The sequence below is a fragment of the Pseudomonas sp. Irchel s3h9 genome (assembly GCF_900187475.1).
Classification (GTDB): domain Bacteria; phylum Pseudomonadota; class Gammaproteobacteria; order Pseudomonadales; family Pseudomonadaceae; genus Aquipseudomonas; species Aquipseudomonas neuropathica.
Map to the genome: position 1 here is coordinate 48091 of NZ_FYDH01000021.1, position 26807 is coordinate 74897.

General features: G+C 55.9%; 25 protein-coding genes and 2 pseudogenes. 20 read left to right on the forward strand and 7 right to left on the reverse strand.

Translation table 11 applies throughout. From position 1 onward, the window contains the following. Positions 1 to 8 precede the first annotated feature (8 nt). The gene (locus CKW26_RS27250) at positions 9 to 629 is read left to right on the forward strand and encodes a hypothetical protein (RefSeq protein WP_007912129.1); all 621 of its coding nucleotides are present in this window, start codon (positions 9 to 11) and stop codon (positions 627 to 629) included. Positions 630 to 760: 131 nt separating this feature from the next. On the opposite strand, the gene CKW26_RS27255 is transcribed toward CKW26_RS27250, so the two are convergent. Further along, positions 761 to 2062 (reverse strand): OprD family porin, encoded by a 1302-nt coding sequence (locus tag CKW26_RS27255; RefSeq protein WP_095050865.1) that lies wholly within the window; start codon positions 2060 to 2062, stop codon positions 761 to 763. Between the two features lie 374 nt (positions 2063 to 2436). Between CKW26_RS27255 and tssI the strand changes: the two genes are divergently transcribed. The 8 genes and pseudogenes from tssI to CKW26_RS27295 all read left to right on the forward strand — a co-directional run bounded on the left by tssI (position 2437) and on the right by CKW26_RS27295 (position 11659). Then, a complete protein-coding gene (gene tssI / locus CKW26_RS27260; protein ID WP_095050866.1) occupies positions 2437 to 4728 on the forward strand; it encodes a type VI secretion system tip protein VgrG in 2292 nt (763 codons plus the stop codon). Next, positions 4725 to 6290, forward strand: coding sequence for a hypothetical protein (locus CKW26_RS27265; protein ID WP_095050867.1), 1566 nt, complete (start codon positions 4725 to 4727; stop codon positions 6288 to 6290). The genes tssI and CKW26_RS27265 overlap by 4 nt, the downstream gene beginning before the upstream one ends. A gap of 5 nt (positions 6291 to 6295) precedes the next feature. Beyond that, positions 6296 to 7237 (forward strand): PoNe immunity protein domain-containing protein, encoded by a 942-nt coding sequence (locus CKW26_RS27270; RefSeq protein ID WP_095050868.1) that lies wholly within the window; start codon positions 6296 to 6298, stop codon positions 7235 to 7237. A 163-nt stretch (positions 7238 to 7400) separates the two neighbouring features. Continuing rightward, complete coding sequence (locus CKW26_RS27275) at positions 7401 to 8183, forward strand: PoNe immunity protein domain-containing protein (protein WP_095050869.1); 783 nt, start codon at positions 7401 to 7403, stop codon at positions 8181 to 8183. A 133-nt stretch (positions 8184 to 8316) separates the two neighbouring features. Next, a pseudogene (locus CKW26_RS27280) lies at positions 8317 to 9138 on the forward strand (type VI immunity family protein). Positions 9139 to 9143: 5 nt separating this feature from the next. Continuing rightward, positions 9144 to 9950: a PoNe immunity protein domain-containing protein gene (locus CKW26_RS27285; RefSeq protein ID WP_095050870.1), complete on the forward strand. Its 807-nt coding sequence runs from the start codon at positions 9144 to 9146 to the stop codon at positions 9948 to 9950. Further along, positions 9925 to 10707, forward strand: a complete 783-nt coding sequence (locus CKW26_RS27290; RefSeq protein WP_095050871.1) for a PoNe immunity protein domain-containing protein — start codon at positions 9925 to 9927, stop codon at positions 10705 to 10707. Before CKW26_RS27285 ends, CKW26_RS27290 begins: the two co-directional genes overlap by 26 nt. Positions 10708 to 10888: 181 nt before the next feature. After that, complete coding sequence (locus CKW26_RS27295) at positions 10889 to 11659, forward strand: PoNe immunity protein domain-containing protein (RefSeq protein WP_095050872.1); 771 nt, start codon at positions 10889 to 10891, stop codon at positions 11657 to 11659. Between the two features lie 69 nt (positions 11660 to 11728). On the opposite strand, the gene CKW26_RS27300 is transcribed toward CKW26_RS27295, so the two are convergent. After that, the gene (locus tag CKW26_RS27300; protein WP_095050873.1) at positions 11729 to 12025 is read right to left on the reverse strand and encodes a hypothetical protein; all 297 of its coding nucleotides are present in this window, start codon (positions 12023 to 12025) and stop codon (positions 11729 to 11731) included. Between the two features lie 496 nt (positions 12026 to 12521). On the opposite strand from CKW26_RS27300, the gene CKW26_RS27310 reads away from it, so the two are divergent. Beyond that, on the forward strand, positions 12522 to 12791 hold the full coding sequence (locus CKW26_RS27310; protein ID WP_095050874.1) for a DUF2790 domain-containing protein: 270 nt from the start codon (positions 12522 to 12524) through the stop codon (positions 12789 to 12791). An 89-nt stretch (positions 12792 to 12880) separates the two neighbouring features. Continuing rightward, complete coding sequence (locus CKW26_RS27315; RefSeq protein WP_095050875.1) at positions 12881 to 13279, forward strand: hypothetical protein; 399 nt, start codon at positions 12881 to 12883, stop codon at positions 13277 to 13279. Here CKW26_RS27315 and CKW26_RS27320 read toward each other — a convergent pair. Further along, complete coding sequence (locus tag CKW26_RS27320) at positions 13276 to 13545, reverse strand: DUF1652 domain-containing protein (protein WP_007912157.1); 270 nt, start codon at positions 13543 to 13545, stop codon at positions 13276 to 13278. The two genes, CKW26_RS27315 and CKW26_RS27320, sit on opposite strands and share 4 nt — an antisense overlap. A 367-nt stretch (positions 13546 to 13912) precedes the next feature. Here CKW26_RS27320 and eco point away from each other — a divergent pair, with 367 nt between their 5' ends. Together eco and CKW26_RS27330 are read left to right on the forward strand one after the other, a co-directional pair. Continuing rightward, positions 13913 to 14398, forward strand: a complete 486-nt coding sequence (gene eco / locus CKW26_RS27325) for a serine protease inhibitor ecotin (protein WP_095050876.1) — start codon at positions 13913 to 13915, stop codon at positions 14396 to 14398. Between the two features lie 21 nt (positions 14399 to 14419). Then, on the forward strand, positions 14420 to 14725 hold the full coding sequence (locus tag CKW26_RS27330) for an NIPSNAP family protein (RefSeq protein WP_064362707.1): 306 nt from the start codon (positions 14420 to 14422) through the stop codon (positions 14723 to 14725). Positions 14726 to 14755: 30 nt separating this feature from the next. Here the strand turns inward: CKW26_RS27330 and ilvA are convergent. Then, positions 14756 to 15751, reverse strand: a pseudogene (gene ilvA, locus CKW26_RS27335) (threonine ammonia-lyase, biosynthetic); the annotation flags it as partial. A 375-nt stretch (positions 15752 to 16126) separates the two neighbouring features. On the opposite strand from ilvA, the gene CKW26_RS27340 reads away from it, so the two are divergent. Further along, the gene (locus CKW26_RS27340) at positions 16127 to 16465 is read left to right on the forward strand and encodes a DUF2834 domain-containing protein (protein ID WP_095050878.1); all 339 of its coding nucleotides are present in this window, start codon (positions 16127 to 16129) and stop codon (positions 16463 to 16465) included. Between the two features lie 120 nt (positions 16466 to 16585). On the opposite strand, the gene CKW26_RS27345 is transcribed toward CKW26_RS27340, so the two are convergent. After that, positions 16586 to 17359 carry a class I SAM-dependent methyltransferase gene (locus tag CKW26_RS27345; RefSeq protein ID WP_095050879.1) on the reverse strand — a complete coding sequence of 258 codons (774 nt, stop codon included), beginning with the start codon at positions 17357 to 17359 and terminating at the stop codon, positions 16586 to 16588. Between the two features lie 159 nt (positions 17360 to 17518). On the opposite strand from CKW26_RS27345, the gene CKW26_RS27350 reads away from it, so the two are divergent. From CKW26_RS27350 to pncA, 4 genes are all read left to right on the forward strand, one after another. Continuing rightward, a complete protein-coding gene (locus CKW26_RS27350) occupies positions 17519 to 18052 on the forward strand; it encodes a tetratricopeptide repeat protein (RefSeq protein ID WP_095050880.1) in 534 nt (177 codons plus the stop codon). Between the two features lie 63 nt (positions 18053 to 18115). Beyond that, positions 18116 to 18601 carry an RNA polymerase sigma factor gene (locus tag CKW26_RS27355; protein WP_371857763.1) on the forward strand — a complete coding sequence of 162 codons (486 nt, stop codon included), beginning with the start codon at positions 18116 to 18118 and terminating at the stop codon, positions 18599 to 18601. Beyond that, positions 18598 to 19359 (forward strand): anti-sigma factor, encoded by a 762-nt coding sequence (locus tag CKW26_RS27360; protein WP_095050882.1) that lies wholly within the window; start codon positions 18598 to 18600, stop codon positions 19357 to 19359. Before CKW26_RS27355 ends, CKW26_RS27360 begins: the two co-directional genes overlap by 4 nt. A gap of 47 nt (positions 19360 to 19406) precedes the next feature. Continuing rightward, positions 19407 to 20033 carry a bifunctional nicotinamidase/pyrazinamidase gene (pncA, locus tag CKW26_RS27365; protein WP_095050883.1) on the forward strand — a complete coding sequence of 209 codons (627 nt, stop codon included), beginning with the start codon at positions 19407 to 19409 and terminating at the stop codon, positions 20031 to 20033. A gap of 127 nt (positions 20034 to 20160) precedes the next feature. On the opposite strand, the gene CKW26_RS27370 is transcribed toward pncA, so the two are convergent. Together CKW26_RS27370 and CKW26_RS27375 are read right to left on the reverse strand one after the other, a co-directional pair. Continuing rightward, the gene (locus tag CKW26_RS27370; RefSeq protein WP_095050884.1) at positions 20161 to 21462 is read right to left on the reverse strand and encodes an ATP-binding protein; all 1302 of its coding nucleotides are present in this window, start codon (positions 21460 to 21462) and stop codon (positions 20161 to 20163) included. Between the two features lie 4 nt (positions 21463 to 21466). Then, entirely contained in the window at positions 21467 to 22168 is a 702-nt protein-coding gene (locus CKW26_RS27375) for a response regulator transcription factor (RefSeq protein ID WP_007912171.1), read from the reverse strand. A gap of 266 nt (positions 22169 to 22434) precedes the next feature. On the opposite strand from CKW26_RS27375, the gene CKW26_RS27380 reads away from it, so the two are divergent. After that, on the forward strand, positions 22435 to 23592 hold the full coding sequence (locus CKW26_RS27380; RefSeq protein WP_095050885.1) for an efflux RND transporter periplasmic adaptor subunit: 1158 nt from the start codon (positions 22435 to 22437) through the stop codon (positions 23590 to 23592). 15 nt (positions 23593 to 23607) lie between these two features. Continuing rightward, on the forward strand, positions 23608 to 26706 hold the full coding sequence (locus CKW26_RS27385; RefSeq protein WP_095050886.1) for an efflux RND transporter permease subunit: 3099 nt from the start codon (positions 23608 to 23610) through the stop codon (positions 26704 to 26706). Positions 26707 to 26807: the final 101 nt, after the last annotated feature.

Below are 26807 nucleotides of genomic sequence, written 5' to 3' on the forward strand. Positions count from 1 at the left end.
AACGGCTTTTGAATTACAGGCAGACGCTTGGACTACTGACACTGGCAACGCTACTGAGCGGGTGCGGCACCTCGCCGCCCCGTTCGCCGGAAGACATCTGCGAAATCTTCCGCGAAAAAAGCGACTGGTACGACGCTGCGCAAGTCACGCAAAAACGCTGGGGCGTACCGATTCAGGTGCCCTTCGCGATCATGTATCAGGAATCCGGCTACCGCTACGACGCCAAGACTCCGCGCAAATACTTGCTCTGGGTAATCCCGTGGGGCCGCGTCTCAACCGCCTCGGGTTATGCGCAAGCCAAAGATGAAGTGTGGGCCGATTACCAGAAAAGCACCGGCCGCAGCGGCGCCGACCGCGAAGACTTCGACGACGCCATCGACTTTGTCGGCTGGTACATGGACAAGACCTATTCGATCAATGGCGTCTACAAGTACGACGCCTACAACCAATACCTCAACTACCACGAAGGCTGGGGCGGGTTCCGCAACAAGACTTACGCGAGCAAAGCCTGGCTGATGCCGACGGCGCGCAAAGTGCAGAACCGTTCGGACGTGTATGCGCGGCAATATGCCGGGTGCAAAGAGGATTTGAATCGGGGGTTCTGGAGCCGGTTCTGGCATTGGTTGTAAGGACGCCTTCGCGAGCAGGCTCGCTCCCACAATAGATCTTCAGTGAACACAGATGCTGTGTCCGGCATTGAACCCATGTGGGAGCGAGCCTGCTCGCGAAAGCAGTCGATCAGACGCTACAACTCCACGCCTTACAACACGGAAAAGCTATAACTCACAATCAACCGGGTCTCATCCACATCCCGGGCAAACTTCTCATAATTAGTGCGATACGTAGCATTCCTCAAACGCAAACTCACATCCTTGAACGTGCCCGTCTGAATCACATACTTCAACTCGCTGTCGCGTTCCCACTCCTTGCCTTCCTGATCACTGCCCAACACCTTGATGTGATCACCGTTCACATAGCGGGTCAGGAAGCTCAAACCATTAATGCCGATGGCTTTAAAGTCATAGTCATAACGCAACTGCCACGAGCGTTCCTGCGCGGCGGCGAAGTCGTTGACCTGCACGTAGTTGACCAGATACGGATTGCTGCCATCGAGGTACGGCATCGAGTTGTCGCCGTTCATGCGCTGCCAACCGGCGCTGAACGTGTGGCCGCTGTGCGCATACGACAACATGCCGCTCAACGCACGGTTATCGATGGTACCGGCCTTGGCATCACCGCTGTCGGCACTTTTCAGCACCCGCAGATCCGCTTTAAGCACGCCGCCGCCTAACGGTTGATTACCCAGCAGCCCAACAAAGTGCTGACGATAGATGTCTTCCAGTTCGGCGTAGTGATACTGCGCAGTCAGGCGATCGTTGATCTTGTAGTCGAAGCCGTACATGTCGAAATGGTCGGCGGTGGTGTTGCAGGCGTAGCGCTTGTTCTTGCAGTGCACGCGGATGTCTTGCGAATCGGTGGAATCGCGCGCGGTGTACTTGTCCAGGCGCGCGGCCATGAAGGTCAGGTCTTTCAGCTCTTTAGAGGTGAGCATGGCGCCATTGAACATGGTCGGCAGCAAACGTCCGTCGTTGTATTTCAGCAACGGCAGATCCGGCAGCAGCGCGCCGTACTTCAGCACCGTGTCCGAGACCTTGACCTTGGCGGTTAGACCCATTTTTGCGTATTGGCCTTTCGAGCCGCGCGGGTCGTTGCCGCTGGAGGGCAGCAAGCCGCTGTTGCTGCGGTCCGGGCTGGAATCGAGTTGAAAGCCGAGCATGCCCAGCGCATCGATACCAAAACCCACCGTGCCCTCGGTGTAGCCCGATTGCAGGTTGAGAATAAAGCCCTGTGCCGACTCTTCACGCTTGGAGGCGCCCTGATCGTTCGTGGTGTGCCCATCACGGAAATCGCGGTTGAAGTACACCGTGCGCGATTCGATCTTCGCCGTGGTGTCTTCAAAAAATCCGCTGGCCTGAACCTGTGCGGTAAAACCTGCGCACAGCACAAAGGCTCCGAAGCCAAACGACTGGCGCGGGGTGATGAGGGGAAATGGGGGACGCATGAAAAACTCCAACAATGCAGCGTTTGCGCAAGCGCGCAACAAGCCAGAAAAATAGCTCCCGTCCCGGGTCGAATTGAACCAGGAGAAAGTGAACACGCAGGGGTGAGCGGCAATGATGGCAGATGGCTTTGACGGGCTACAGGCGACTTTAGTCTGAATCTGACTGAGGATTCTTCAACGCCGGGTCGTGGGAAAAGTTGCCGGCAATGAACGCCAATTCGCAGCAAACACCCGGTTTCATTGGGCCAAACACCTCATCTAAGGGTTTTCCCTATACCGCAAACCTGCCAGACCTACGGCTTTTGTGCCTTGAACGAGGCGGCTGAATCCTCCATCATCCGTCACCTGCTTATTCAATGGACGGAATTCAAGGCATGCTGGACGCCAACGCAACCCACATTACCCTCACGCTTGAAGGCGCCAACGCCGACCTGCAAGTCCTCAGCTTCACCGGTCGCGAAGCCCTCAACGAACCGTTCCGTTTCGACCTCGAACTCGTCAGCGCCCGCCCCGACCTCAAACTCGAAGAGCTGTTGCACAAGCCCGGCGTCCTGACCTTCGGCCCGACCGGCGAAGGCAAGATCCACGGTCTGGTCTATCGCATCGAGCAAGGCGACTCCGGCAAGACCCTGACCCGTTACAGCCTCAGCCTGGTGCCACAACTGGCCTACCTGCGGCACAACCACGATCAGCAGATTTTCCAGCAATTGACCGTGCCGAAGATCATCGCTCAGGTCCTGGAAGATCGCGGCATTCTTGCCGACGCCTACAGCTTCCAGCTCAACGCCGAATACCCGGAACGCGAGTACTGCGTGCAGTACGACGAATCCGACCTGCATTTCATCCAGCGCCTGTGCGAGGAAGAAGGCATTCACTTCCACTTCCAGCACAGCAGCAGCGGCCACAAACTGGTGTTCGGCGACGACCAGACCGTGTTCCGTAAGCTGAAACCGGTGAGCTACCAGCAAGACTCCGGCATGGCCGCCGACAAACCGGTGATCAAGCGCTTCAACCTGCGTCTGGAAACCCGCACCACCCGCGTCAGCCGCCGCGACTACGACTTCGAAAAACCGCAGATCCTCCCCGAAGGCACCGCGAAAAGCACCTTTGCCCCGGACCTCGAAGACTACGACTACCCCGGCCGTTTCACCACCCGCGAGCGCGGCAAGTTCCTTTCCACCCGCGCGCTGGAACGCCATCGCAGCGACTACAAACTCGCCGAAGGCAAAGGTGACGAACCAACCCTCACCAGCGGCCATTTCCTCACGCTCGCCGAACACCCGCGCGCCGAATGGAACGACCTGTGGCTGCTGCTGGAAGTCTTCCACGAAGGCAAACAACCGCAAGTCCTCGGCGAAAACGTCACCAGCGACGTCACCGCCAACAAAAGCGATTTCCACCAGGGCTACCGCAACAGCTTTCTCGCCACCCCGTGGGATGCGCACTACCGCCCTGCCCTTGAACACCCGAAACCAAAAGTCCTCGGCAGCCAGACCGCCGTCGTCACCGGCCCGGCAGGCGAAGAAATCCACTGCGACCAATACGGCCGCATCAAAGTGCAATTCCACTGGGACCGCGACGGCCAGTCCAACGATAAAACCACCTGCTGGATGCGCGTCGCCAGCGGCTGGGCCGGCGCAGCCTACGGCGGCATCGCCATCCCACGCATCGGCATGGAAGTCCTCGTTACCTTCCTTGAAGGCGATCCCGACCAGCCGCTGGTCACGGGTTGCCTGTACCACAAGGAAAACGTCGTCCCCTACGACCTGCCGGCCAACAAGACCCGCAGCACCTTCAAAACCCTGAGTTCACCGGGCGGCAAGGGCTACAACGAATTCCGTATCGAAGACAAAAAAGGCGTCGAGCAGATCTACATCCACGCCCAACGCGATTGGGACGAAAACATCGAGCACGACCAGAAAATCCGCGTCGGCAACGAACGGCACGACACCGTCGAAGCCAACACGCTGAGCGAATTCAAGGTTGAAGAACACCGCATCACCCATCTGGACCGCATCAGCGAAATGCGCGCCGACGAGCACCTGACCGTCGGCGTGACCCAGCACGTAAAAATCGGCACCGCTCAATTCGTCGAAGCCGGCAGCGAAATCCACTACCACGCCGGCGACAAGGTCGTGATAGACGCCGGCATGGAACTCACCGCCAAGGCTGGCGGCAGTTTCGTCAAGGTCGACGCCGGCGGCGTGACCATCAGCGGCGCAGAAGTGAAGGTCAATACCGGCGGCGCGCCTGGCGTGGGCACCGGGATCGGGATTTTGGTGCCGTTGATTCCGGGGTTGGCAGCGGCAGACATCGCCGGAAGGCTGATGGAAAAAGCCAAGGCCAACCCGACTTGGCTTGAGTTGAATTTGCACTACGACAATCTGGAACCGGTGCCGGGCGCGTCTTATCGCGTTGATTTTGCCGATGGTTCGACCCGTGAAGGCGTGCTGGACGATGACGGCTTCGCCCGGTTGGAAGACGTGCCGAAAGGACCGGCCAAAGTCTATTACGGCGAGGATCCACGGCCGTTCAGCCGCGAAAGTGTCGCGGTGGTGCAGAACTCGGACGAAAAAGTTAACGAAGATTTACGCAAGCTCGGCCTGGACCCGAACCAGGTTGATTTACAAGCATTAGTGGAGAAAGCCGCAGGGAGGCTGACATGAGCGAGGCAGTAGCTGAGAGCGCAAACGACGGCGGCGAAGACCGTAGCGCCGCCTATCAAGAAGCCGCCGTTGAGCTGGCAAAAGGCATCGCGCTAGGCGCAGTGCCGTTCCTGGGGCAAGCCATCGATGCCTACGACACCATTGAATCCGCGATCGTCCTCTACAACGCAGAGTCGACCGATGGCAAGGAAGACGCACAGTTTGACCTGCTGATGGCCGTCATCGGCTGGATTCCAGGCCCCGGCGACGGCCTGAAAAAAAGCCTGCGCATCGTCAATAAAGACCCGCAGCGCTATGCCCCGGTACTGTTCGACCTGCTCCGCTTCGTCCTGCAAGAGTGCGGAATCAAAACCAGCCCCGAAGAACTGCTCAAGCAGATATTCAACGCTGGCAAGCTACGCGGCGAACTCGATGAAATCATCACCGGCGTCAAAGGCTCCTCGACGTTCCAGAGCCTGCCCAACTGGGCAAAAACCTCCGTCGTCACCGTCCTCGCCTCCTCCCGCGACAACATGCCGGCCATGGTCGGGATCGTTGAAAAGCGACTGGTGAAATGGAAAGGCATGCAGCGCAATAGCTCGGCAGCCGGCTCCGGCTCCAGCCACCCGAAAAGAGCGGAAAAACCCGCCAACAAAGACTCCTCGGTCGCAGCGAAAGGTACCGAAGGCGCCAGTGGTACCCACTCCAATCAGGTCGAAGCCTCGAAAATGGGCCTTCAGGCCCCTTCCAGCATTTTGAACGAAGGTTTGGGAGTGAGTGGCGAACACATTGCGGACTACATCTGTGCAGTGGAGTTTGGCTGGGGCAAGGATTGGGACGGGCATGACAAGGGTGCTGATGGGAAGTGGCTTGAGGGTGAACCTAGTGCCAGTAAGTTGGGGAAACTTTCCGCAGGTGGAAGTCCTAAGGCTAGCCACGTACTGTACAAACTAACGGATGGTGCGAACGGAACAGGCATCGATGCTGTGTGGCGCGCTAATCCGGCAAATAACGAAGGTAAGAAATTTGCCATCGTGGAAGCTAAGGCAAGCCGTGATGAAGATGCGCCTAAATTCATGCGTAAACCTAATAACATCCGAAAACCCGGCATCAGTTCGAAATTGGGTGTCTCGGGTATCGCTGACCCCAGTGATCTGATCGAACCTGTAGAGCAAATCGAAACGGCTGCCCAAAGTAAAAACAGCAAACCGGTAGTGAGCGGTAAAAAGAATAAAACAGCTTCGAAAAATGAAGACTCTACTAAGAGGAAAAAACCTCTACTAGTTCAAATGAGTCGCGAATGGATCGACGAGAACATTGAAAGAGCTGTTCAAGGAAGGAGTCTTGCAATTCAGGTAATGAGTTCGCATAGCAGACATCTTTTCTACGCACCGCTTTTCCACACCAGCTTGAGTCCAAAGGAACACGCCGCTGCACAGTTAGGAAATTCGGACGAAGGAACGCACCAAAATCACAAAGCCTTTCATTATTCTGATCACGAAGTGAAAGCTTTTGTAAACAAACGCAAGAAATCCTTGGCCCGAAAATACGGCGCACTGAGTTCTCTGAAAATTGAGGCGTGATCAAAATGAACAAAAGACAAACCTTTTTTAGCGAAAATCATTATAAAAACTTCCAAAGAGAACATGATGAAGTAATCGAGTTCTTAAAAACAAATACTTTTGAATCAGACTCCCCTGAAGAAGAGGCAGCTCTTCGCTCTAGACACCTGCAAAAGCTTGCGCTCGACAGACTTCTGGCTGCTTATACTGCGGGCGAAGAAATTTTTTCATTAATACCACTTCTAGATGATCTGATTGAAAAATATGAAATCCGTCAGGCAACACTTGAAATATACGAAAACATTCCTGAAATATCACCACTGGCAATTGATGATTGGCCTTACCAGTACGAAGAGTGTGTGCAAGTTATAGGATTTTGTGTATTACTGCATCGCACCGACCTTCTTAAACGCTTTGTCAAATTACTGGATGACGCAGGTTATGCTGGTAGCGACACTTTGTATGAAGATTTACTCATCAAATTATTACCGAACAGACAAGATGTAGATCAGTGGTTTCATGACATCTACACTCCGTTAGTTCAAGCCATCTACGCAGATAGCAAAGAGGAAGCTTCCAAGCTTCTAAAAAAATACTGCAGCGAATGGTACCCCGCTTTCAAACAAGCCCCATGGCATGACTTGCATTTGCAAGGAGAAAATGGGAACTACGTGGGGTATTGGGCTATAGAAGCCGGAGCTATTGCATTCCTGTATGGAATAGATGACAGCAAAATCAGTCACATGGTTTATCCAAAAGACCTAGTGAAATATGCCAGAAATTATCAACCGACTAATAATTCCCAGATTTCTCGTATAGATGCTGGCCAGCCCTGCAGCATTACTGGTTATTGGTTCACTCCGGCACAGGCCAACTCAAGGCGTCACTTCATTCAAGGTGAAACGATGCCGAGTTTCGGTGATTCCAAATGGGGCGAAACTATTTGGTATTGGTCAGGCGAAGAATAAATTTGCTTTCTACCCGCTCAGAACTCGGCCGACAGTTCTGAGCGAAATTCTCATGACACACTATTACAACCCCTGCAATCCAAATAGTAAATACGCCTCCACATAAGTCACCATACACTATAAACACTTTGCATCAGACTCGCTCAAGATGAGACTGGCCAATATGAAAATAAGACAAGCTTATTTTAGCGAAAACCATTATAAAAACTTCTTAAGAGAACACGACGAAGTAATCGAGTTCTTCAAGAGTAACAAATTCAAATCCGACACTCCCGAGGAAGAAGCATCACTTCGCTCAGCTTTTTTTCAAACTCTAGCTCTTGACAGATTACTTGCCAGCTATACCGCAGGAGAAAACATAGAGGACTTCTTCCCTCTGTTGGAGGATCTAATAGAAAAATACGAGATCCGTCAAAAAACTCTAGCCGTATATGAAAAAACACCAAAAATATCACCATTGGCATTAGATGACTGGCCGGATCAATACGAGGAAGCCGTTCAAGTAATCAGTCTCTGTATCTTGTTAAACCGAACAAACTTATTACTTCGCTTCGTAAAACTCATTGACCAAGCAGGATATGCTGGTGATGACACTCTTTACGAAGGCTTATTGAAAAAAGTTCTGCCAAACCGCCACAACGTCGATCGTTGGTATCACGACGTATACACACCACTTGTACAAGCCCTATACATTAACAACAAAGAAGAGTCGTCAAAACTTCTAAAAAAATATTGTCAACAATGGTACCCAGCCTTTAAACAGGCTCCTTGGCACGATACTCATTTACAAGGAGAGGGTGGTAACTATGTCGGGTACTGGGCGTTCGAGGCAGCAGCTATCGCATTTTTATATGGGATAGATGACAGCAAAATCGATCACATGGTTTATCCAAAGGACTTGGTCGAATACGCCAGAAATTATCAACTGCGCTCAGAAAATGAATAGACTCGAGAAGCTTTCAGAAAATGCGCCAGACTTATCGTTCGAGTTACCGGATGGAACCTCGGTGGTAAGACTCGGTTTGATCGTTACCTTGTACTTCAAGGACGGTTACACGTTGCAGTGCAAGCAGGCTGTCATGCAGTGTTTCGCACGTTTCGAGGAAGAATTTGGTCAGCACCTTAAAGGACAGTTTGATCACCGCTACAAAAAACTAACTGATGCGAGCTTCGATAAAAAAACTTCCAAAATTCTCAAGACGGCCCCAAACGAACAATACGAGTGGCATATCAGCAGTGCCGCTACAGCCAATGAGGCCGGCGAATATAGTCTATCTGCGTTAAACTCTTTTGAAGTACATGGTGATAAAAAACGCTCATTTCTGAAGATGACGCTGCCATGGAGCATCTTGAAAGAACCCGATGGGGCTACCCGTTATCGGGACTGGATAGGTTACTTGGCCGACCAAGTTAAAGCGGAACATGGATATGGCGGGCTTTCGAGTATTTTGCCCTTCGATTTTGATAGCTATATGCCCATGGAATTCCAACTAGCTCAGCGTTACACGGGACTCGAAGTTGACTCGTTAGTGACCAATTTCAAACGAGAGCTTCTCGACCATATCAAAGGAATCAATTGGTATACCGTTATCGGCAATCGATTCACGGAACGACTGGGCGGCATAGATGCTATAAGTCAATCGTTTAGCGGTCGCAACGATGTATAAATGCTGAAATACCAATACGGCTTGGTGATTCGTGCCGGCGAACTACCGGATCTAGGCCCCATCGATGAACCATTACCGGCAGTGTATGTAGCGGTAAATCGCGTTTTTAAACCGTTGCGCATACCAACACCTAGTCAACTGCATACATATTCTCGGCATGAAAACTGTTTTGGAGAAGAAAGCACAATTCGTTGGTATGCACGGTTCGATCAAACCGATCCCCCTTCGAACTAACCATAATGAAAAGACAGAATTTTTATAGCAAAAATCATTACAGCATCTTCCTGAAAACATATGACGATGCTATAGATTTTTACCGCACTAGAACATTCAAATCAGATTCTTCCGAAGAAGAAGAAATGCTTCGCTCTAGATTTTTTCAAAGGCTTTCCCTGGACAAGCTTTTAGCGACTTACACAGCAGGAGAAGCAGTTCCCGCGCTTATTCCGATACTTGAAGATCTAGTGTCCAAGTATGAAGAATGGCAAGTCAAACTAGCACAATATGAAAAGAGCCCTGACATATCACCATTAGCAATTAGTGATTATCCCTATCAATATGAAGAATGCGTTCAAGTCATAGGATTTTGCATCCTATTAAATCGCACAGATCTGCTTAAGCGTTTTGTTACCTTGATCGATAATGCCGGTTACGAAGGCACCGATACACTCTATGAAGATTTGCTTTGCAAGATTTTACCTGGCAGACACGATATAGATCAGTGGTATCACGACGTCTATTCGCCTTTAGTACAGGCTATCTACGCAGACAGCGAAAAGAAAGCAGCGAGACTTCTGAAAAAATACTGTAGTCAATGGTACCCCGCTTTTAAGCAAGCTCCATGGCACGATTCGCACTTACAGGGCGAAGATGGCAATTACGTAGGGTACTGGGCTATAGAAGCAGGAGCTATCGCATTTTTATATGGGATAGACGATAGCAAAATAGATGACATGATTTATCCAAAGGACGTGGTCGAATACGCCAGAAATGTGGCCATTCGATTGGAGCAGAATACTCATGAACATACGACAGACACTCTTTAGCGCCGCACGCTATGAAAATTTCCTCAGGGAATATGATGAGCTTCTAAATTTGTTCTCAACAAACAAATTCAAATCAGACTCCGCATTAGAAGAAGCATCTCAGCGCGCAAGATATTTCCAGACGCTTACTTTGGAAAAGCTATTTGCCACCTATACAGCAGGCGAGCGTATAGAAAAACTTATTCCTATACTTGAAGAACTGATAGAGAAATATGAAATTCGCCAAAAGACTTTGGCCGAGTATCTAGGCGTGCCGAACATTTCTCCTCTGGCAATCGATGACTGGCCCAATCAGTACGAAGAAGCCGTTCAAGTCATCAGTCTTTGCATACTTTTACATCGGACTGACCTGCTCCTACGCTTTGTGAAACTTATTGACGACGCAGGGTATGCAGGTGAAGACACCCTTTATGAGGACTTGTTAAATAAAGCTTTGCCACATCGGTACGACACAGATGAGTGGTATCACGACGTCTACACACTACTTATCCAAGCGATCTACAGCGACGACAAAGACGAACCGCCTAAACTTCTTAAGAAATACTGCCAGCAATGGTATCGAGCCTTCAAGCAAGCACCTTGGCACGACTCCCATCTTCAAGGAGAGGAAGGAACCTACGTAGGGTATTGGGCATTTGAAGCAGGCGCTGTTGCCTTTCTGTATGGTATTGACGACAGCAAAATCGATCATATGGTTTACCCAAAAGACCTCGTCGAATACGCCCGAACTCATCAGCTGCGCTCAGAAAATTTATAGCCTAGCGAAGCATTCACAAATACGCTAGTTTTGTCGTTCTAGTTGGCGAGCAGAATCTCAGTGGTGAGACCTAGCGTGAGCACTACCGCCTACTTTAAAGAAGATTGTACAACCGAATAAGCAAAAAATCGCCAATCAAAAGCATGTGGATTAGTTTCCTCGCACCAGAGACACAACCATTATGAAACAACGGCAAAAATTTTACAGCGACAATCATTACAGAAATTTCTTGAAGGAATATGAAGAGGTTATTGAACTATGCAAAACAATCAAATTTGAATCAGACTCCCCAGAGGAAGAGGCATCACTACGAGCAGGGCACCTACAAAACCTCCTACTTGATAAAATTTTCGCTTCTTATACAGCAGGGGAAGACATCGAGAGCCTGACACCTTTATTGGAAGAGCTTATTGAAAAATATGAAACATGGCAGAAAAGTCTCGCCATTTCCGAAGCATCTCCCAATATTTCTCCTCTTTCCATTGAGGAATGGCCCGACCAATATGAAGAATTCGTTCAAGTTATAAGTCTATGTATACTATTACATCGCCCCGACCTGTTAAAACGCTTCGTTCATATCACAGACAATGGGGGTTTTGCCGGCGATGACAAATTATATGAAGATCTGTTAAAAAAAGTGCTACCGGGCAGACACGATGTAGACCAATGGTATCATGATGTTTATACATTCCTAATCCGGGCAACAAACTCTGACAGCAAAGAGGAAGCCTCCGAACTACTGGATAAATACTGTAAACAATGGTATTCCGCATTTAAGCAAGCGCCGTGGCATGACACTCACTTGCAAGGTGAAAAAGGAAGTTATGTTGGTTACTGGGCGCTAGAGGCCGGAGCAATTGCTTTTCTTTATGGAATCGACGACAGCAAAATCGATCACATGGTCTACCCCAAAGATCTGGTCGAATACGCTCGCAGCCTGCAATCACAATGAGCTTTTCGAATCCATCGCTAAACCACTCAGCCTGCCCTCTTTCGACGGCAGGCTTTTTTGAGGGTGAACTCAAGCAGGCGCTTTCCAGTTCAACATTTGCTGCTGCGCGACCTGCAGCAATTCATTGCCATCCTGCGTCAACAGGTAAAGCGCATGGGTGATGTGTGGAATGTCCTGCACGTCGGCGTGCTTGAAGCACAGGCAATGCAGGGTTTCGAGCAGGTCGGCGGCGGCGCGGATGCGCTGGACGGCGGCTTCGAGGATGTCTTTCGGGTTGGCTTGGGTGTCGATGAGCAGTGTCGGGGTTTCGGTGACGTTGCTGCTGAGGGGGTGATAGCGGTTTTGTAGCATTTTAATTATTGGCATTCTGAGTTACTCAACTGTATTAGAAGGTAACCGCCATAGCCGTGACCAAACGGTGGGAGGCGGCCGTGTACAGGCTTGGTCAACCGAGAACAGTTCAAACTCAGCTCGCCCGAAGGCGTCCTGCACACAGCCGCCACAGCAATGCACTTCACGGATCGTGAGATCCGAGCGATGCAAATGATGGCACATATGCAATGAACTTTTCTCAGGTGACCAAACCCGAACCACTGATTTTGCAGCGGCAACCGACAATAACCGCCCCGCTCCAGCCGCCGAAAGCAGACAAGGCACCAGCCTTTGTAGGAATTCGCCAAACATCCCGAAGAAAACCACCTCACTCCCTGACAGCCGGCGTTCAGCTCGGTTAACCATCCCTTAACGCCGAGGTCAAAAACTCTACTGAACCGCACGCCCTCAGCCATTCTGGCTGTCGCCCAGTGCGGCAGGTTCGGGTGCATCACGCCGAACTCTAGAACCGCCACACGGGAGTCAATTCATGAACATTCGTCCTTTATTGCTCGCCGCCGCCCTCGCCTGCACCGCGTTCGCCGGGTTGGCCCAGGCCAACGACACTTCCGCCACGTCCAAAGCCGTGCCGTATGAGTACGGCATGCCGCTGCATGTGGCCAAAGTGGTGTCGTTGACCGAGCCGCCAACGCAACTGTGCAAAGTGGTCACGGCCGATATGAAGTACATCGACAATGCCGGTAAGCCTGAAGAAATCAGCTACCGGAAATTGTCTGACGCGTGCAACTTCCAGAACTGACAGAAACGTCTGATTTGCGGGTTTGCGGTAGGCGTGGGGAGTTTCGGCGGTTATGCTCGGAGCCCTCCTCACTGCCGCAAGGATTCGCCATGCAGTTGTCGTTTCGCACGTTGTCGGGCTTCACGTGTTCGTTGTGTTTTTTGCTGGCGCTGGCCTGGGGCGTTTTCCCGCAGAGCCTGCTGGCGATCTGGAGCATCGAGTATTCCGACGCTGCAGGGTTTGTCGCGCGGCGCAGTGCGGTGCTGTTTGCGGCGTTGGGGGTGATGTTTTATCTGGTGCGCAACGCACCGCCGTCGCTGGGGCGCAATGCGCTGAGCAACGGGTTTATCGTCGGTTGTTTTGGTTTGGCGGTGCTGGGTTTTGCGGAATGGCTGAACGGCCATGCCGGCCCCGGGATTTTGCTCGCGGTGCTGGTCGAGTTCGCGCTGGGCCTTGGTTTTGTGCAGGCCCGGCGCGTGACGGTCGAACTGGGTGAAACGGTGCGTTAAACGACTCTGGAGCGTGGGCTGTAGTGATGTTGCACAGTTTGCTGGTTCAGATCCGAGCGCAGCCCGGCGATCAGTTCGTTGATTTCACGACAGCCATTGAGGTGGCTGGCGTCGATGCCACTGACCAACAGATCGACTTGATCGGTCTGGTGATCGCCGAAAACCTTGACGGTCATCGACAAGTCCGGCGACAGCGTGCACTGGCAGCGTTTCGGCAGAAAACTGCTTTCAATGATATTGCGTAGTTCCAAGGCAGACAGAAACATGGCGAAACCCTCTCCTTACTGTGAGATGCCAATCAAGTATTCACGCTGACCGTTGCTGCCCCTGCACGGGTGTGTCCCCGCTGTTTCCCTGGTGCGACAAGCGGTGGTACTGCGAAATGCCCATTGGAGTGTAGGCGCCCAAGGCCGGTGCGCCGCACTGAAAAGACGCATAAAGCGTGCCTTTCATCGGTTCATTTTCACCCTCATGAAATCAAGCACTTGGCGGCGGCGCCAGTATTTGGCTACTTGCAATTTGCAAGAATGGCCTCGGCGGGTACTGCAATTTGCAACTCGACGCTGGTTTGCAATCACGGCCCATGACGGTAAGAATGCCCGTTATCCACCCTACACCCGCACGGAGGCTTCCATGGGTTCTTTACGCGTTTACGCGACCACCGGGCTGTTCATCGCCAGCCTGTCCACCCTCGCCCACGCCGCCAAGCTTGAAGACGTCGCGCCGTACCCGAAGGCTGAAGCCGGGTTCACCCGCCAGGTTATTCATTTGCCCAAGCAAGAGCAGGAAGAAAACTTCCAGGTGGAAATCCTCGCCGGCAAAACCCTTGAAGTGGACTGCAATCGCCAGCGTTTGGGCGGTGTTCTCGATGAGAAGAATCTTGAAGGCTGGGGTTATCCGTTCTATCGACTGGAAAAGGTCATCGGCCCGATGAGCACGATGATGGCCTGCCCGCCCGGCAGCCAGAAGAAACGCGCCTTCGTGCCGGTCGTTGGTGACGGTTTCATGCTGCGGTACAACAGCAAGTTGCCGGTCGTGGTGTATGCGCCGTCGGACGTCGAAGTGCGTTATCGCATCTGGTCGGCGTCGGAAAAAGTCGGTACAGCCCTGCAGGAATAATCAGAACAAGGAGTGCGTTGCTTGATTACCTGCCACGTCCGATACGTCATTGATCCGTACCAACTGCCTGAGTTCGAGGCCTACGCCAAGGCCTGGCTCGGCATCGTCGAGCGCTTGGGCGGCACGCATCACGGCTACTTTCTGCCGTCCGAAGGCGCGAGCAACATCGCTTATTGCCTGTTCAGTTTTCCGTCACTGGCGGATTACGAAAGCTATCGGCACATCGCGATGACTGACCCGGAAAGCACCGCACTGGTCGCCAGTCTGGTCGAGAAAAAGTTCATCGTCAGCTACGAGCGCAGCTTCCTGCGCCCGTTGCTGCCGTAAGCCGCTTCACGCCGAGACGCTGCAGACTGCGGCGCGCTCGGCGACATGGCGCAGGCTGTCGAAGTTGATATTCGCGCCCGAGTCGATCGCCACGAATGTCTGCTCGCGCACCCCGGTCCGCGCGACGTATTGCTTGATCCCCGCCACGGCCAGCGCGCCGGAAGGTTCGGTGATCGAGCGGGTATCGTCGTAGATATTCTTGATCGCTGCGCAGAGGTCGTCGTTGCTGACGGTGATCACCTCGTCGACGCAAAAGCGGCAGACCTCAAACCCGAACGCGCCGATCTGCGCTACCGCCACGCCATCGGCGAACGTCCCCACAGTGGGCAGCACGACGCGTTGATCAGCTTCGAGCGCAGCCTTCAGGCACGCTGAATGTTCCGATTCAACGCCGATGATCCGCACTTCCGGGCGCAGGTATTTGACGTAGGCCGCGATGCCGGCGATCAGGCCGCCACCGCCCACCGGGATAAAAATCGCATCCAGCGAACCTTGATGCTGGCGGAGGATTTCCATCGCCACGGTGCCCTGCCCGGCGATCACCTCAGGGTCATCGAACGGTGACACGAAGGTGCGTCCGCTCTGTTCTGCCAGTTGCAGCGCATGCGCCAGGGCGAACGGGAAACTCTCGCCATGCAGCAGCGCTTCAGCGCCACGACTGCGCACACCCAGCACTTTCAGTTCCGGCGTTGTCGCTGGCATGACGATGGTCGCCGCAATCCCCAGCTCGCGTGCTGCCAATGCCACTCCTTGCGCGTGATTGCCGGCCGAGGCGGTGATTACCCCGCGCGCCTTTTGCTCTTCACTGAGCTGCACCAGTTTGTTGTAGGCGCCACGGATCTTGAAAGAGAACGTCGGTTGCAGGTCTTCGCGCTTGAGCAGAATCCGGTTGCCCAGCGCCTCCGACAGCGCCGGTGCCGCTTGCAAAGGCGTGCGCACCGCGAGGTCGTACACTGGCGCGGCGAGGATCTTTTTCACGTAGTGCTCAAGCAGGGTTTGCTGATCGTATGTGTAACTCATGAACATCTCCTTGGCAGAATTTCACACGGTCCCTGTAGGAGCTGCCGAAGGCTGCGATCTTTTGACTTTGGTTTTTCTAAATCAAAAACAAGATCAAAAGATCGTCCGATCGCGGCCCGAGCCTTCGGCAGCTCCTACATGAGCCACACTTCAAAAACCCCGGAGACAGAAAGTAAAAACCCGCCTCTAGGGCGGGTTGGGTGCTGCAGTCGTGAGCTAGCCCGCCAAATGAGGAATGGCGGTAATAATCATTGGCTGGCAGCGCGATACAGTCGAAGTCATGGGCTGGAAATTAGCCTGTGCGCTATTGCCGAGTCAATGGCCAATTTTGCGCGGCAGCGTTAGTCTGGCGACTCTCTCATCACACCACGGAAGGAATGCATGATGTCGATCGCCCTGCCCCTCGCGGCTTTGCTCGCGTTTAGCGGTTACACCGTTTCGGTGATGCTCCAGGCTGAACAGTCGTTGATCGACTTTGGCATCAGCCTGATGTCGCGGCCCGATACCGCGCAGGTGGTGATTGATCTGTATCTGCTGGCCACGCTGGCGGGCGTGTGGATGGTCAAGGATGCCCGGTCGCGTGGGCAGTCGATTTGGTCGGTGCTGCCTTATTTGTTGTTGACGGCGGTTTTCGTATCGATCGGGCCGTTGTTGTATCTGGTGGTGCGTGGGGTTCGCGAACGACGGAAGGCGGTGGCAAAGTGCAGCCAGATACTATGAACACCTGAAAACCCTGTAGGAGTGAGCCTGCTCGCGATAGCGGAGTGTCAGCCAAAAATGAGGTAACTGACACTCCGCTATCGCGAGCAGGCTCACTCCTACACTGGAATGTCGTGGCATTCAGCCCTTTTTTACGGCGACGAACGCCGCCGTTTCATACGGCACCGTCACCACATCCCTGCCACGCAGTTCCGGCTCTGTGGCGATTAACGCACGAATCTGCTGATCGACCTTCGCCCGCTGCGCCTCCGGCAGCGCGGCGATGAAACTGGTCGAGCGCACTCGATTGAAGATCACGTCTTCCGGCGAGCCGGTATGGCCATGGTGAAACCGCTCAACCTGCAATGGCGCGAACGCCGGGTGCGGAAACGCTTCGCGCCAGGCACCGGTGTAATAGCGCGGCGTGTCCCCTTCCAGTGCGTTGACGATGGCATCCAGTTTCGGCACCCAACTGACGTCGGTGTCGCGCAGGTTCCAGATCAACCCCAACTTGCCACCGGGCTTGAGCACCCGGGCGATTTCGCTCAGCGCCTCGGCACTGGCAAACCAGTGAAACGCTTGCGCGCAAATCACCGCATCGACTGAAGCGTCCGGCAACGGCAGATCGGTCGCGGTGCCGCTTACGGTCAGCACATCGGGCCAGGCGTCAGACAGCTTTTCCAGCATCTGCGCCACCGGTTCTACGGCGATCACTTGCGCGCCGGTCGCTACCAGACGCCCGGTGAATTTTCCGGTGCCGGCGCCCAGATCGATCACGGTTTTATGCCTGTCCAGACCCAGCGTTACATTCAGCCACTCAGTCACCTGCGGCGGATAGTCCGGCCGCCCTTTCACATAGGTGTCGGCAGCGCTTTTGTAGCCGGCAGCGGCTGAATGATGGACGTGATCGGTCATGGCAACTCTCCTTACGGCAAAACATCGGATCGACGGCAGACGCTCCCGAGCATAGCGCTTGAATTTACGCTTACCTTGAACAGTCACTGATAAAGCAATGAATAAAAATTCACCCTGTGGTGTTCAAAGTGAAACATAACCCCCTGTGGAGCCTTGCCCATGACTATCCGTTCCGTTATGTTCGCCGCCCCGTTGCTGCTGGTCGCCGCGATGTCCAGCCAGTTGGCCTTGGCCAATGGTGATGAAGAAGCGCCGGTGCAGAAACCGGAATGCCCGAAAGGCCAGGTCTGGGACAGCAAAACGCAGAAATGCGTGATGCAAGTCAGCAAAGCACTTTCGGATGCCGACCGTACCGATTACGCCTATCGCCTCGCCAAGGCCGGTCGCTACGATGAAGCCCTGGCACTGCTCGATACGCTCAAGCAACCGCACACCGCCAAGGCCCTCAACTATCGCGGTTACGCCACGCGCAAGCTAGGGCGCACTGACGAGGGCATCGGTTATTACCTGCAATCGGTGAAACTCGATCCGCAGTACGCGCAAGTGCGCGAATACCTCGGTGAGGCCTATGTGATCAAAGGTCGCGTCGATCTGGCGCAGGAGCAGTTGCGGCAGATCCAATCGATTTGCGGCACGTCCTGCGAGGAATACCAGGACCTGGCCGAAGCCATCAACGACTCATCGAAAACCTGAACACTTATAAGGGCCGCCATCATCGTCAACGATCAGGCATTCAGAGCAGAACTCGGACAGCATCTGGCGCGATTGTGGCGCTACGGTTTGTTGCTGTCGCGCAATCGGCATTTGGCCGAGGATCTGGTGCAGGCCACGTGTGTGCGAGCGCTGGAGCGCGCCGGTCAATACCTCGACGGTACGCGCATGGATCGCTGGTTGCTGAGCATTCTGCATTCGATCTGGCTCAATGAAGTACGCGCTCGTCGCGTGCGTCAGGGGACGGGGCAGGTCGATGCCGATGGTCAACTGGCGTTCGATGGTGAGTACGCCGCACAAACGCATGTGATGGCCGCGCAAGTGATTCGCCGCGTCGACGCGCTGCCGGAAACCCAGCGCGAAACAGTGTATTTGGCCTATGTCGAAGGCTTGTCCTACCGCGAAGTCGCTGAAATCCTGCAAGTGCCGATCGGCACGGTCATGAGCCGTCTGGCCACCGCCCGCCTCAAACTCGCTGAATACCCACCGCTGCAGACCGTGCCGAAATCCACCGAAGGAGACCGATCATGAACCCACCTTCGGATGAGCAACTGGTCGCCTACCTCGACGGCGAACTCGACGGCGACTATCGCCATCAACTCGACAACGCCATTGCCGAAGACTCACTGCTGAGTCTGCGCGTGCAATGGCTCAGCCGCAGCAACCTGCCGTACAAGAACGCCTATGACGAGCTGGCGCAACAGGCCCCGCTGGAGCGTCTGCAAGCGCGGCTGGACGCCATTCCAGCGCCGCAGCCTCCGGGCTTCAATCGCCGCTGGTTTATCGGTGGCGCCGCCGCTGCGCTGTTGGCCGGTGGCGTGTTGGCCGACCGGTTATTCCTCGGCTGGCACGCCGCGCAATCGAACAACTGGCGGGCATTGGTGGGCGATTACATGGCGCTGTATGTGCCGCAAACGCTCGATCACCTGCCCACCGACGAAGCCTCCCAACGCGTGCAACTGCGCACCGTCGATGCGCGCCTGGGCCTGAACCTTTCGCCAGCCACTTTGAAGCTGCCTGATGCCGAATTCAAACGGGCGCAGATGCTGGAGTACGACGGCGTACCGATTGCGCAGATCGTTTATCTGGATGCGAAACATGGGCCATTGGCGCTGTGTGTGACCCGCTCGAACAGCGGCAGTCAGCCGTTGGCCCATGAGCGTCGGCGTGAGATGAACGTGGTGTATTGGACTGAACGTGAACACGCCTGGATGCTGATCGGACACGACGCCCCGATAGCGCTGGAAGACAAGGCAAAACTGTTAAAAAGCCGCTTAATCACCAGCTAGTTCCTGCACTATGCTCAGCGCGTATTTTTTCCGAGGATGCCTCCACGATGCCAGATTCATCTCGTTCTGCCTTACTGGTGATCGACGTTCAAAACGACTTCACCCCCGGCGGTCGATTAGCGGTCCCCGAAGGAGACCTGATTGTGCCGCTGATCAACCGGCTCGCCCGCCAGTTCACCCAGGTTGTCGTCGCACAGGACTGGCATCCGACCGGTCACGCCTCATTCGCGTCCAGTCATCCCGGGCACCAGCCCTACGATGTCATCCAGTTGCCTTATGGCAAGCAGACGCTCTGGCCCGACCATTGTGTGCAATCGACACCGGGAGCCGAATTTCACCGGGAACTTGACCTGCCTCACGCCCAACTGATCATTCGTAAGGGCTGCAATCCGGATATCGACAGCTATTCGGCCTTTCTGGAGGCCGATCGTCATACCACCACGGGGCTGTCCGGCTACCTGAAAGAGCGCGGGATCGATACGGTCTACATGGTGGGGCTGGCGCTGGATTTCTGCGTGATGTTTTCGGCGCTGGATGCGCGGGCGGCGGGGTTCAATACTTATGTGGTGATGGATGCGTGCCGGGCGATCGATCTGAATGGATCACTGGCGGCAGCGATTGAGCGGATGCAAAGTGCCGGGGTCGGGTTGATTCAATCCACAGAGCTGGTCTGAACAACGCAATTCCCTGTAGGAGCGAGCCTGCTCGCGAAGGCGGTATGTCAGCCAAGTATGCGTTGACTGACCCGACGCTTTCGCGAGCAAGCTCGCTCCCAAAGGCAGATTTTCAGCGTCATGAAGCTCAGGCGTTATTGGGCAACCACAGCCGGAAACGTGCCCCGCCCAACGGTGAAGACTCAACGGTCAGTGTGCCGCCCTGTGCTTCCAGCGCGCGACGGCTGATCGCCAGACCAAGACCAAACCCACCCGTAGCCCGATCCCGACTGCGATCAAGTCGATAGAACGGCTCGAAAATCCGCTCTCGCTCATCATCGGGAATACCGATGCCGTCATCATCGACCCAGATCTCACAGCCCTCGGCATTGACCTGCACGCCAATCTGAATGCGTTTTTCGCAATAGCGCATGGCATTGCGCAGCAGGTTCTGGATCGCCCGCGCGGTCAGGCGTGGATCGAGCGAGAAGCGTTCGAGCTGACCGTGCAGCAACACATCGATGACGATCTCCGGCGACTCCAGCTCTTCATCGACACTGCCCAGAATGCTGTCGATGAACTCATCCAGCGACACCTCGACCTGCTCCGGCAGTTGCGCCGGGTTCTGCAAACGGCTGTAAGAGAGCAATTCCAGTACCAACTCATCCAGCTCACGAATGTGCGCGACCAGGCCCAACAAGCGCTCGCGGCTGGCGCTCGGCAAGTCATCGGACAGGGCGAGAGCCAGGCCGAAATCCAGACGAGTCAGTGGCGTACGCAGTTCATGGGACACGGCGTTGAGCAGGTCACGCTGCTGATTGAGCAGGTTTTCGATATCGCCCGCCATGGTGTCGAAAACATTGGCGAGGCTGCCGATGTTGGAGCTCTGGGCGATCTTTGTGCGCTCGCTCAAGTGACCTTTACCGAAGCGTTCGGCAGTGCCTTTGAGGCGTTCCAGATCACGCCAATGCGGGCGCAGCCACATCAACAGGCAGGCGAGCAGACTCGCGCCGATCAGGACGTTGATGCTCCAGTACAACAGATTGACGTCCAGCGGATCCGGCGGCACGACCATTTGCACGGCGGTGGTGTCGTCCAGCGGCGTCACCGCCAACGTGCGCCAGCCCCAGTCGCCAATGCGTACGACGTTTTCACCACGGCGCAGGCGTTGCTGCTCGAGAGCGGTGAACCCGGCATCGTCGATCCGCGCGAGGGCGATGTGCAGCGGCTGGAAATCCTTGTCCATCGACGCCGCCAGCGCCGGCCACTGCTCGTGCGGCACGGCGTGAAACTGACGGGTAATCAGCGATTGCAGACCGCGCGAATAATCGAGGTTGTAAGTGACGAAGCGATCCCGGAACGCCATGACCACCAGATCCGGCACCAGATAGATCGCCGCGCTGTAGGAGACGATCGTCACCAGATACAGGCGAAACAGGATGCGAAACATCAGCTCAGCATTCCCACTCTGAGCGGCTGAACAGATAGCCCTTGCCCCACACGGTCTTGATCTTGCGCGCCTCGCCCGCATGGTCGTCGAACTTGCGGCGCAGCTTGGAAATCGCCACGTCCACCGAACGGTCGGTGCCGTTGAATTCGATACCGCGCAGGCGTTGCAGGATCTGATCGCGGCTCAACACTTCGCCGGCATGGCGAGCCAGCACCACGAGCAAGTTGTATTCGCCGCTGGACAGCTCGACCGGCTGATCGCGCCACGTCACGGTGCGCTCGGACAGGTCGATGCACAGATTGCCCATGAGAATGCGGTCATTGGCGGTCAGCGGTTCGCCGAGGCTGCTGCGGCGCAACAAGGTGCGCACCCGTGCCAACAACACGCGCGGCTCGCAGGGTTTGGTGACGTAATCGTCGGCGCCCATTTCCAGGCCCAGCACTTGATCGTGACTGTCATCGCGAGCCGTCAGCATCAGGATCGGCAACGTCGCCGAATCGGCGCGCAATAAACGGCAGACTTGCAGGCCATCAAGGCCGGGCAGCATCAGGTCGAGGATCACCAGATCCGGCGGATTGACTCGCGCCCGCTCGCGCACATGGTCGCCACGGCCGATCACGCTGACGGAGTATCCGTTGCGCTCCAGGTAGCTGGAAATCAGTTCGGCGAGGGCGGTGTCGTCTTCGACCAGGAGGATGTTGGGCATGGGGTGATCCAGAAAGTGCTGTGGCGACTGATAAGGCCCATTCGCGAGCAGGCTCGCTCCCACACTTGGAATGCGATCCCCTGTGGGAGCGAGCCTGCTCGCGAAAGCTATCTATCTGTCGCAATAAATTTCAAGACCTGAAGGATATACGCCCTCGCCCATCCCTGAGCAAAACCCTTACACAATTTCACACAGCGCCTACAAAGCTTCACCGCTAATCTCGGCGTCTGCCCGTAGGATGCGGACATCAATATTGGGGGTTGTACATGTCGAAGAAACTGCTGGCCGGACTCGGCCTGATCGCGATGGCGCTGACACTGAGCGCCTGTGATTCATCCTCGAAAGCCGAGGATCAGGCATCACCGGCCACGGTGCGCATCGAGACGCTCGAAGCGCATCCCCTGACGATCAGCAGCGAACTCAGCGGCCGCATCGCCGCGCCACGCATCGCCGAAGTGCGCGCACGGGTGGCCGGTGTGGTCTTGCAACGCACCTTCCGCGAAGGCAGCGACGTGAAAAAAGGCGATGTGCTGTTCCGCATTGACCCGGCGCCGTTCAAGGCTGACCTCGACAGCGCCGAAGCTGCGCTGCGCAAGGCAGAAGCCAATGCCTTTCAAGCGAAACTGCAAGAGCAACGCTACGCCCAGTTGATCGATGACAAAGCCATCAGCGCTCAGGACTACGACAACGCCCGCGCCAATGCCCGGCAAACCGCCGCTGACGTTGCGGCCAACAAGGCTGCCGTCGAGCGGGCGAAACTGAATCTGGGTTATGCCACCGTCACCGCGCCGATTTCCGGTCGCGTCGGCCGTGCGCTGGTCACCGAAGGCGCACTGGTCGGGCAGAACGAAACCACACCGTTGGCACTGATTCAGCAGCTCAACCCGATTCACGCCGACCTCACCCAGTCGACCCGTGAACTCAACGAGTTGCGCCGCGCGTTCCGTTCCGGGCAACTGCAGGAAGTCGGCCAGGATCAGGTCAAAGCCACGCTGATTCAGGATGACGGCAGCCTGTATCCGCTGCCAGGCAAATTGCTCTTCAGCGACATCACCGTCGACCCGGGCACGGGTCAGATCATCCTGCGCAGCGAATTCCCAAATCCGGATCTCGACTTGCTGCCGGGCAGTTTCATCCGCGTGCGTCTGGAACAGGCAACCATCCAGAACGGCATTACCGTGCCGCAGCGTGCCGTGCAGCGTGACAGCGCCGGCATTGCTCAGGTGCTGACCGTCGATGAGCAGATGCGCGTCGCTGAGCAACCGGTGCAACTGGGCGCGGTGCAGAACAATCGCTGGATCGTCACCGGCGGCCTCAAGCCCGGCGACCGCATCGTCATCGAAGGCCTGCAACACGCCCGCCCCGGCGAAACCGTGCAGATCGACAACACCCCTCTTCCACTTGCCCAGACCTCTGGTCAGTAAGCAGGACGCTTTTCTATGCCGCAGTTCTTTATCGACCGCCCGGTGTTTGCCTGGGTCGTCGCGCTGTTCATCCTGTTGGCCGGTGCGCTGGCCATCCCACAGTTGCCGGTGGCGCAATACCCCGACGTCGCCCCGCCGCAGATCGAAATCTACGCCGTGTATCCCGGCGCCTCGGCGCAGACCGTCGATGAAAGCGTGGTCAGCCTTATCGAGGAAGAGCTCAACGGCGCCGATCACTTGCTGTATTTCGAATCGCAAAGCAGCCTCGGCAGCGCGACGATCAAAGCCACGTTCCAGCCGGGCACCAACCCGGAGCTGGCGCAAGTCGACGTGCAAAACCGCCTCAAGGTAGTCGAGTCGCGCCTGCCGCAAGCGGTCAATCAGCAAGGTTTGCAGGTCGAAAAAGTCTCGTCCGGTTTCCTCTTGCTGATCACCCTGACCTCCAGCGACGGCAAGCTCGATGACGTGGCGCTCAGTGATTATCTGGCGCGTAACGTGATGAACGAGATCAAACGTCTGGAAGGTGTCGGCAAGGCGCAGTTGTACGGCGCCGAACGGGCCATGCGCATCTGGATCGATCCGCAGAAGCTGATCGCGTTCAACCTGACACCGGCTGACGTCAATGAAGCTATCGTGGCGCAGAACGCCCAGGTGTCCGCTGGCAGCATCGGCGATCTGCCCAATCCGTCCAGCCAGGAAATTACTGCGACCATTCTGGTGAAGGGGCAGTTGTCGACGCCGCAAGAGTTCGCCGACATCGTGCTCAAGGCCAATCGCGACGGCTCCACCGTGCGCATCGGTGACGTCGCGCGGGTCGAGATCGGCAGTCAGGAATACCAGTTCGGTACGCGTCTCAACGGCAAACCGTCGACCGCTGTCGGCGTGCAGTTGTCGCCGGGCGCCAACGCGCTGAACACCGCGACCCTGGTGCGGGCGAAGATGGATGAGCTGTCGCGCTACTTCCCGGCGGGCGTGGAATACAAGATTCCGTACGACACTTCGCCGTTCGTCAAAGTCTCGATCACCAAAGTGATTTACACCTTGGGCGAAGCGATGCTGCTGGTGTTTGCGGTGATGTTCCTGTTCCTGCAGAACGTGCGCTACACGTTGATCCCGACGCTAGTGGTGCCGGTGGCGCTGATGGGCACGTTCGCGACCATGCTCGCGCTGGGCTTCTCGATCAACGTGCTGACCATGTTCGGCATGGTCTTGGCCATCGGTATTCTGGTGGACGACGCCATCGTCGTGGTGGAGAACGTCGAGCGGATCATGGCCACCGAGGGCCTGTCGCCCAAGGAAGCCACACGCAAAGCCATGACGCAGATTACCGGCGCGATCATCGGCATCACGCTGGTGCTGGTCGCGGTGTTCATTCCGATGGCGTTCATGCAAGGCTCGGTCGGGGTGATTTACCAGCAGTTCTCGCTGTCGATGGCGACATCGATTCTGTTCTCGGCGTTCCTCGCCCTGACCCTCACGCCGGCACTGTGCGCGACGCTGCTCAAGCCGATTGCCAAGGGCGAACACCACGAAAAATCCGGCTTCTTCGGCTGGTTCAACCGCCGCTTCGAGCACCTGACTGATCGCTATCAGGGCTGGGTCGGCTATGCGCTGAAACGCAGCGGCCGTTACCTGCTGATCTACGCTGTGCTGCTGGTTGGACTGGGCCTGTGCTTCGCGCGTCTGCCCTCCTCGTTCCTGCCGGTGGAAGATCAGGGCTACACCATCACGGATATTCAACTGCCGCCCGGCGCTACCAAGAACCGCACGGTGGCCGTGGCTGAACAGCTTGAGGCACATAACGCCAGCGAGCCGGGGATCAGTGACACCGTGGTGATTCTCGGTTTCAGTTTCTCCGGGAGCGGCCAGAACGCAGCCTTGGCGTTCTCGACGCTGAAGGACTGGTCGCAGCGCAGCAGTGATGATGCCGCCAGCTCGATTGCCGATCGCGCCAATATCGCACTGACTGAAATCAAGGACGCCATGGCGTTCTCGGTGCTGCCACCGCCCGTGGATGGCCTCGGCACATCGAGCGGTTTCGAGTTCCGCTTGCAGGATCGCGGCGGCCTCGGCCATGCGACCTTGATGCAAGCGCGCACCGAACTGCTCGCAGCCGCCGAGAAAAGCCCGGTACTGATGAACGTGCGTGAAAGCGCGCTGGCCGAAGCGCCGCAGGTGCAGTTGGTGGTCGACCGCAAGCAGGCCAATGCCCTGGGCGTATCGTTCGCCGATATCGGCAATGTGCTGTCCACTGCCGTCGGCTCCAGCTACATCAACGATTTCCCCAATCAGGGGCGCATGCAGCGTGTTGTCGTGCAAGCCGAAGGCGATCAACGCAGCCAGGTGGCCGATCTGCTGAAAATGCATGTACGTAACAACACCGGGCACATGGTGCCGCTGTCTGCGTTCGTGCAGGCCAACTGGATTCAAGGCCCGGCGCAGTTGACCCGTTACAACGGCTATCCGGCGATTGCGATTTCCGGCGAACCGTCGCCGGGGCACAGCACGGGTGAGGCCATGGCGGAGATTGAACGTCTGGTGGCGCAGGGGCCGAAAGGTCTGGGCCAGGAATGGACAGGGCTGTCGTTGCAGGAACGCTTGTCCGGCAACCAGGCGCCGATCCTGCTTGGGCTGTCGTTGCTGGTGGTGTTCCTGTGTCTGGCGGCGCTGTACGAGAGCTGGTCGATTCCGACCTCGGTGTTGCTGGTAGTGCCGCTGGGCGTGCTCGGCGCGGTGCTGGCGGTGACATTGCGCGGCATGCCCAATGATGTGTTCTTCAAGGTTGGCCTGATCACCATCATCGGTCTGTCGGCGAAGAACGCGATCCTGATCATCGAGTTTGCCAAGAGCCTGTATGACGAAGGTCACGACCTGATCGATGCGACGTTGCAGGCCGCGCGTTTGCGTCTGCGACCGATCGTGATGACTTCGCTGGCATTCATTCTCGGCGTGGTGCCACTGGCCATTGCCACCGGCGCCAGCTCGGCGAGTCAGCAGGCGATCGGCACCGGCGTGATTGGCGGGATGATCACCGCGACGCTGGCGGTCATCTTCGTCCCGGTGTTCTTCGTCGTGGTCATGAAGCTCGTACAACGATTCACCAAACCCCACTGATACCAATTGTGGGAGCGAGCCTGCTCGCGAAAGCGTCCGGTCTGCCAACATCTATGTTGAATCTACCGACGCCTTCGCGAGCAGGCTCGCTCCCACAGGGT

What these genes read in the sequence shown, in the direction of transcription:
- CKW26_RS27255 (WP_095050865.1), bottom strand. Translation starts at nt 2,062, where the DNA reads ATGCGTCCCCCATTTCCCCTCATCACCCCGCGCCAGTCGTTTGGCTTC.
- tssI (WP_095050866.1), top strand. Translation starts at nt 2,437, where the DNA reads ATGCTGGACGCCAACGCAACCCACATTACCCTCACGCTTGAAGGCGCC.
- CKW26_RS27265 (WP_095050867.1), top strand. Translation starts at nt 4,725, where the DNA reads ATGAGCGAGGCAGTAGCTGAGAGCGCAAACGACGGCGGCGAAGACCGT.
- CKW26_RS27270 (WP_095050868.1), top strand. Translation starts at nt 6,296, where the DNA reads ATGAACAAAAGACAAACCTTTTTTAGCGAAAATCATTATAAAAACTTC.
- CKW26_RS27275 (WP_095050869.1), top strand. Translation starts at nt 7,401, where the DNA reads ATGAAAATAAGACAAGCTTATTTTAGCGAAAACCATTATAAAAACTTC.
- CKW26_RS27285 (WP_095050870.1), top strand. Translation starts at nt 9,144, where the DNA reads ATGAAAAGACAGAATTTTTATAGCAAAAATCATTACAGCATCTTCCTG.
- CKW26_RS27290 (WP_095050871.1), top strand. Translation starts at nt 9,925, where the DNA reads ATGAACATACGACAGACACTCTTTAGCGCCGCACGCTATGAAAATTTC.
- CKW26_RS27295 (WP_095050872.1), top strand. Translation starts at nt 10,889, where the DNA reads ATGAAACAACGGCAAAAATTTTACAGCGACAATCATTACAGAAATTTC.
- CKW26_RS27300 (WP_095050873.1), bottom strand. Translation starts at nt 12,025, where the DNA reads ATGCCAATAATTAAAATGCTACAAAACCGCTATCACCCCCTCAGCAGC.
- CKW26_RS27310 (WP_095050874.1), top strand. Translation starts at nt 12,522, where the DNA reads ATGAACATTCGTCCTTTATTGCTCGCCGCCGCCCTCGCCTGCACCGCG.
- CKW26_RS27315 (WP_095050875.1), top strand. Translation starts at nt 12,881, where the DNA reads ATGCAGTTGTCGTTTCGCACGTTGTCGGGCTTCACGTGTTCGTTGTGT.
- CKW26_RS27320 (WP_007912157.1), bottom strand. Translation starts at nt 13,545, where the DNA reads ATGTTTCTGTCTGCCTTGGAACTACGCAATATCATTGAAAGCAGTTTT.
- eco (WP_095050876.1), top strand. Translation starts at nt 13,913, where the DNA reads ATGGGTTCTTTACGCGTTTACGCGACCACCGGGCTGTTCATCGCCAGC.
- CKW26_RS27340 (WP_095050878.1), top strand. Translation starts at nt 16,127, where the DNA reads ATGATGTCGATCGCCCTGCCCCTCGCGGCTTTGCTCGCGTTTAGCGGT.
- CKW26_RS27345 (WP_095050879.1), bottom strand. Translation starts at nt 17,359, where the DNA reads ATGACCGATCACGTCCATCATTCAGCCGCTGCCGGCTACAAAAGCGCT.
- CKW26_RS27350 (WP_095050880.1), top strand. Translation starts at nt 17,519, where the DNA reads ATGACTATCCGTTCCGTTATGTTCGCCGCCCCGTTGCTGCTGGTCGCC.
- CKW26_RS27360 (WP_095050882.1), top strand. Translation starts at nt 18,598, where the DNA reads ATGAACCCACCTTCGGATGAGCAACTGGTCGCCTACCTCGACGGCGAA.
- pncA (WP_095050883.1), top strand. Translation starts at nt 19,407, where the DNA reads ATGCCAGATTCATCTCGTTCTGCCTTACTGGTGATCGACGTTCAAAAC.
- CKW26_RS27370 (WP_095050884.1), bottom strand. Translation starts at nt 21,462, where the DNA reads ATGTTTCGCATCCTGTTTCGCCTGTATCTGGTGACGATCGTCTCCTAC.
- CKW26_RS27375 (WP_007912171.1), bottom strand. Translation starts at nt 22,168, where the DNA reads ATGCCCAACATCCTCCTGGTCGAAGACGACACCGCCCTCGCCGAACTG.
- CKW26_RS27380 (WP_095050885.1), top strand. Translation starts at nt 22,435, where the DNA reads ATGTCGAAGAAACTGCTGGCCGGACTCGGCCTGATCGCGATGGCGCTG.
- CKW26_RS27385 (WP_095050886.1), top strand. Translation starts at nt 23,608, where the DNA reads ATGCCGCAGTTCTTTATCGACCGCCCGGTGTTTGCCTGGGTCGTCGCG.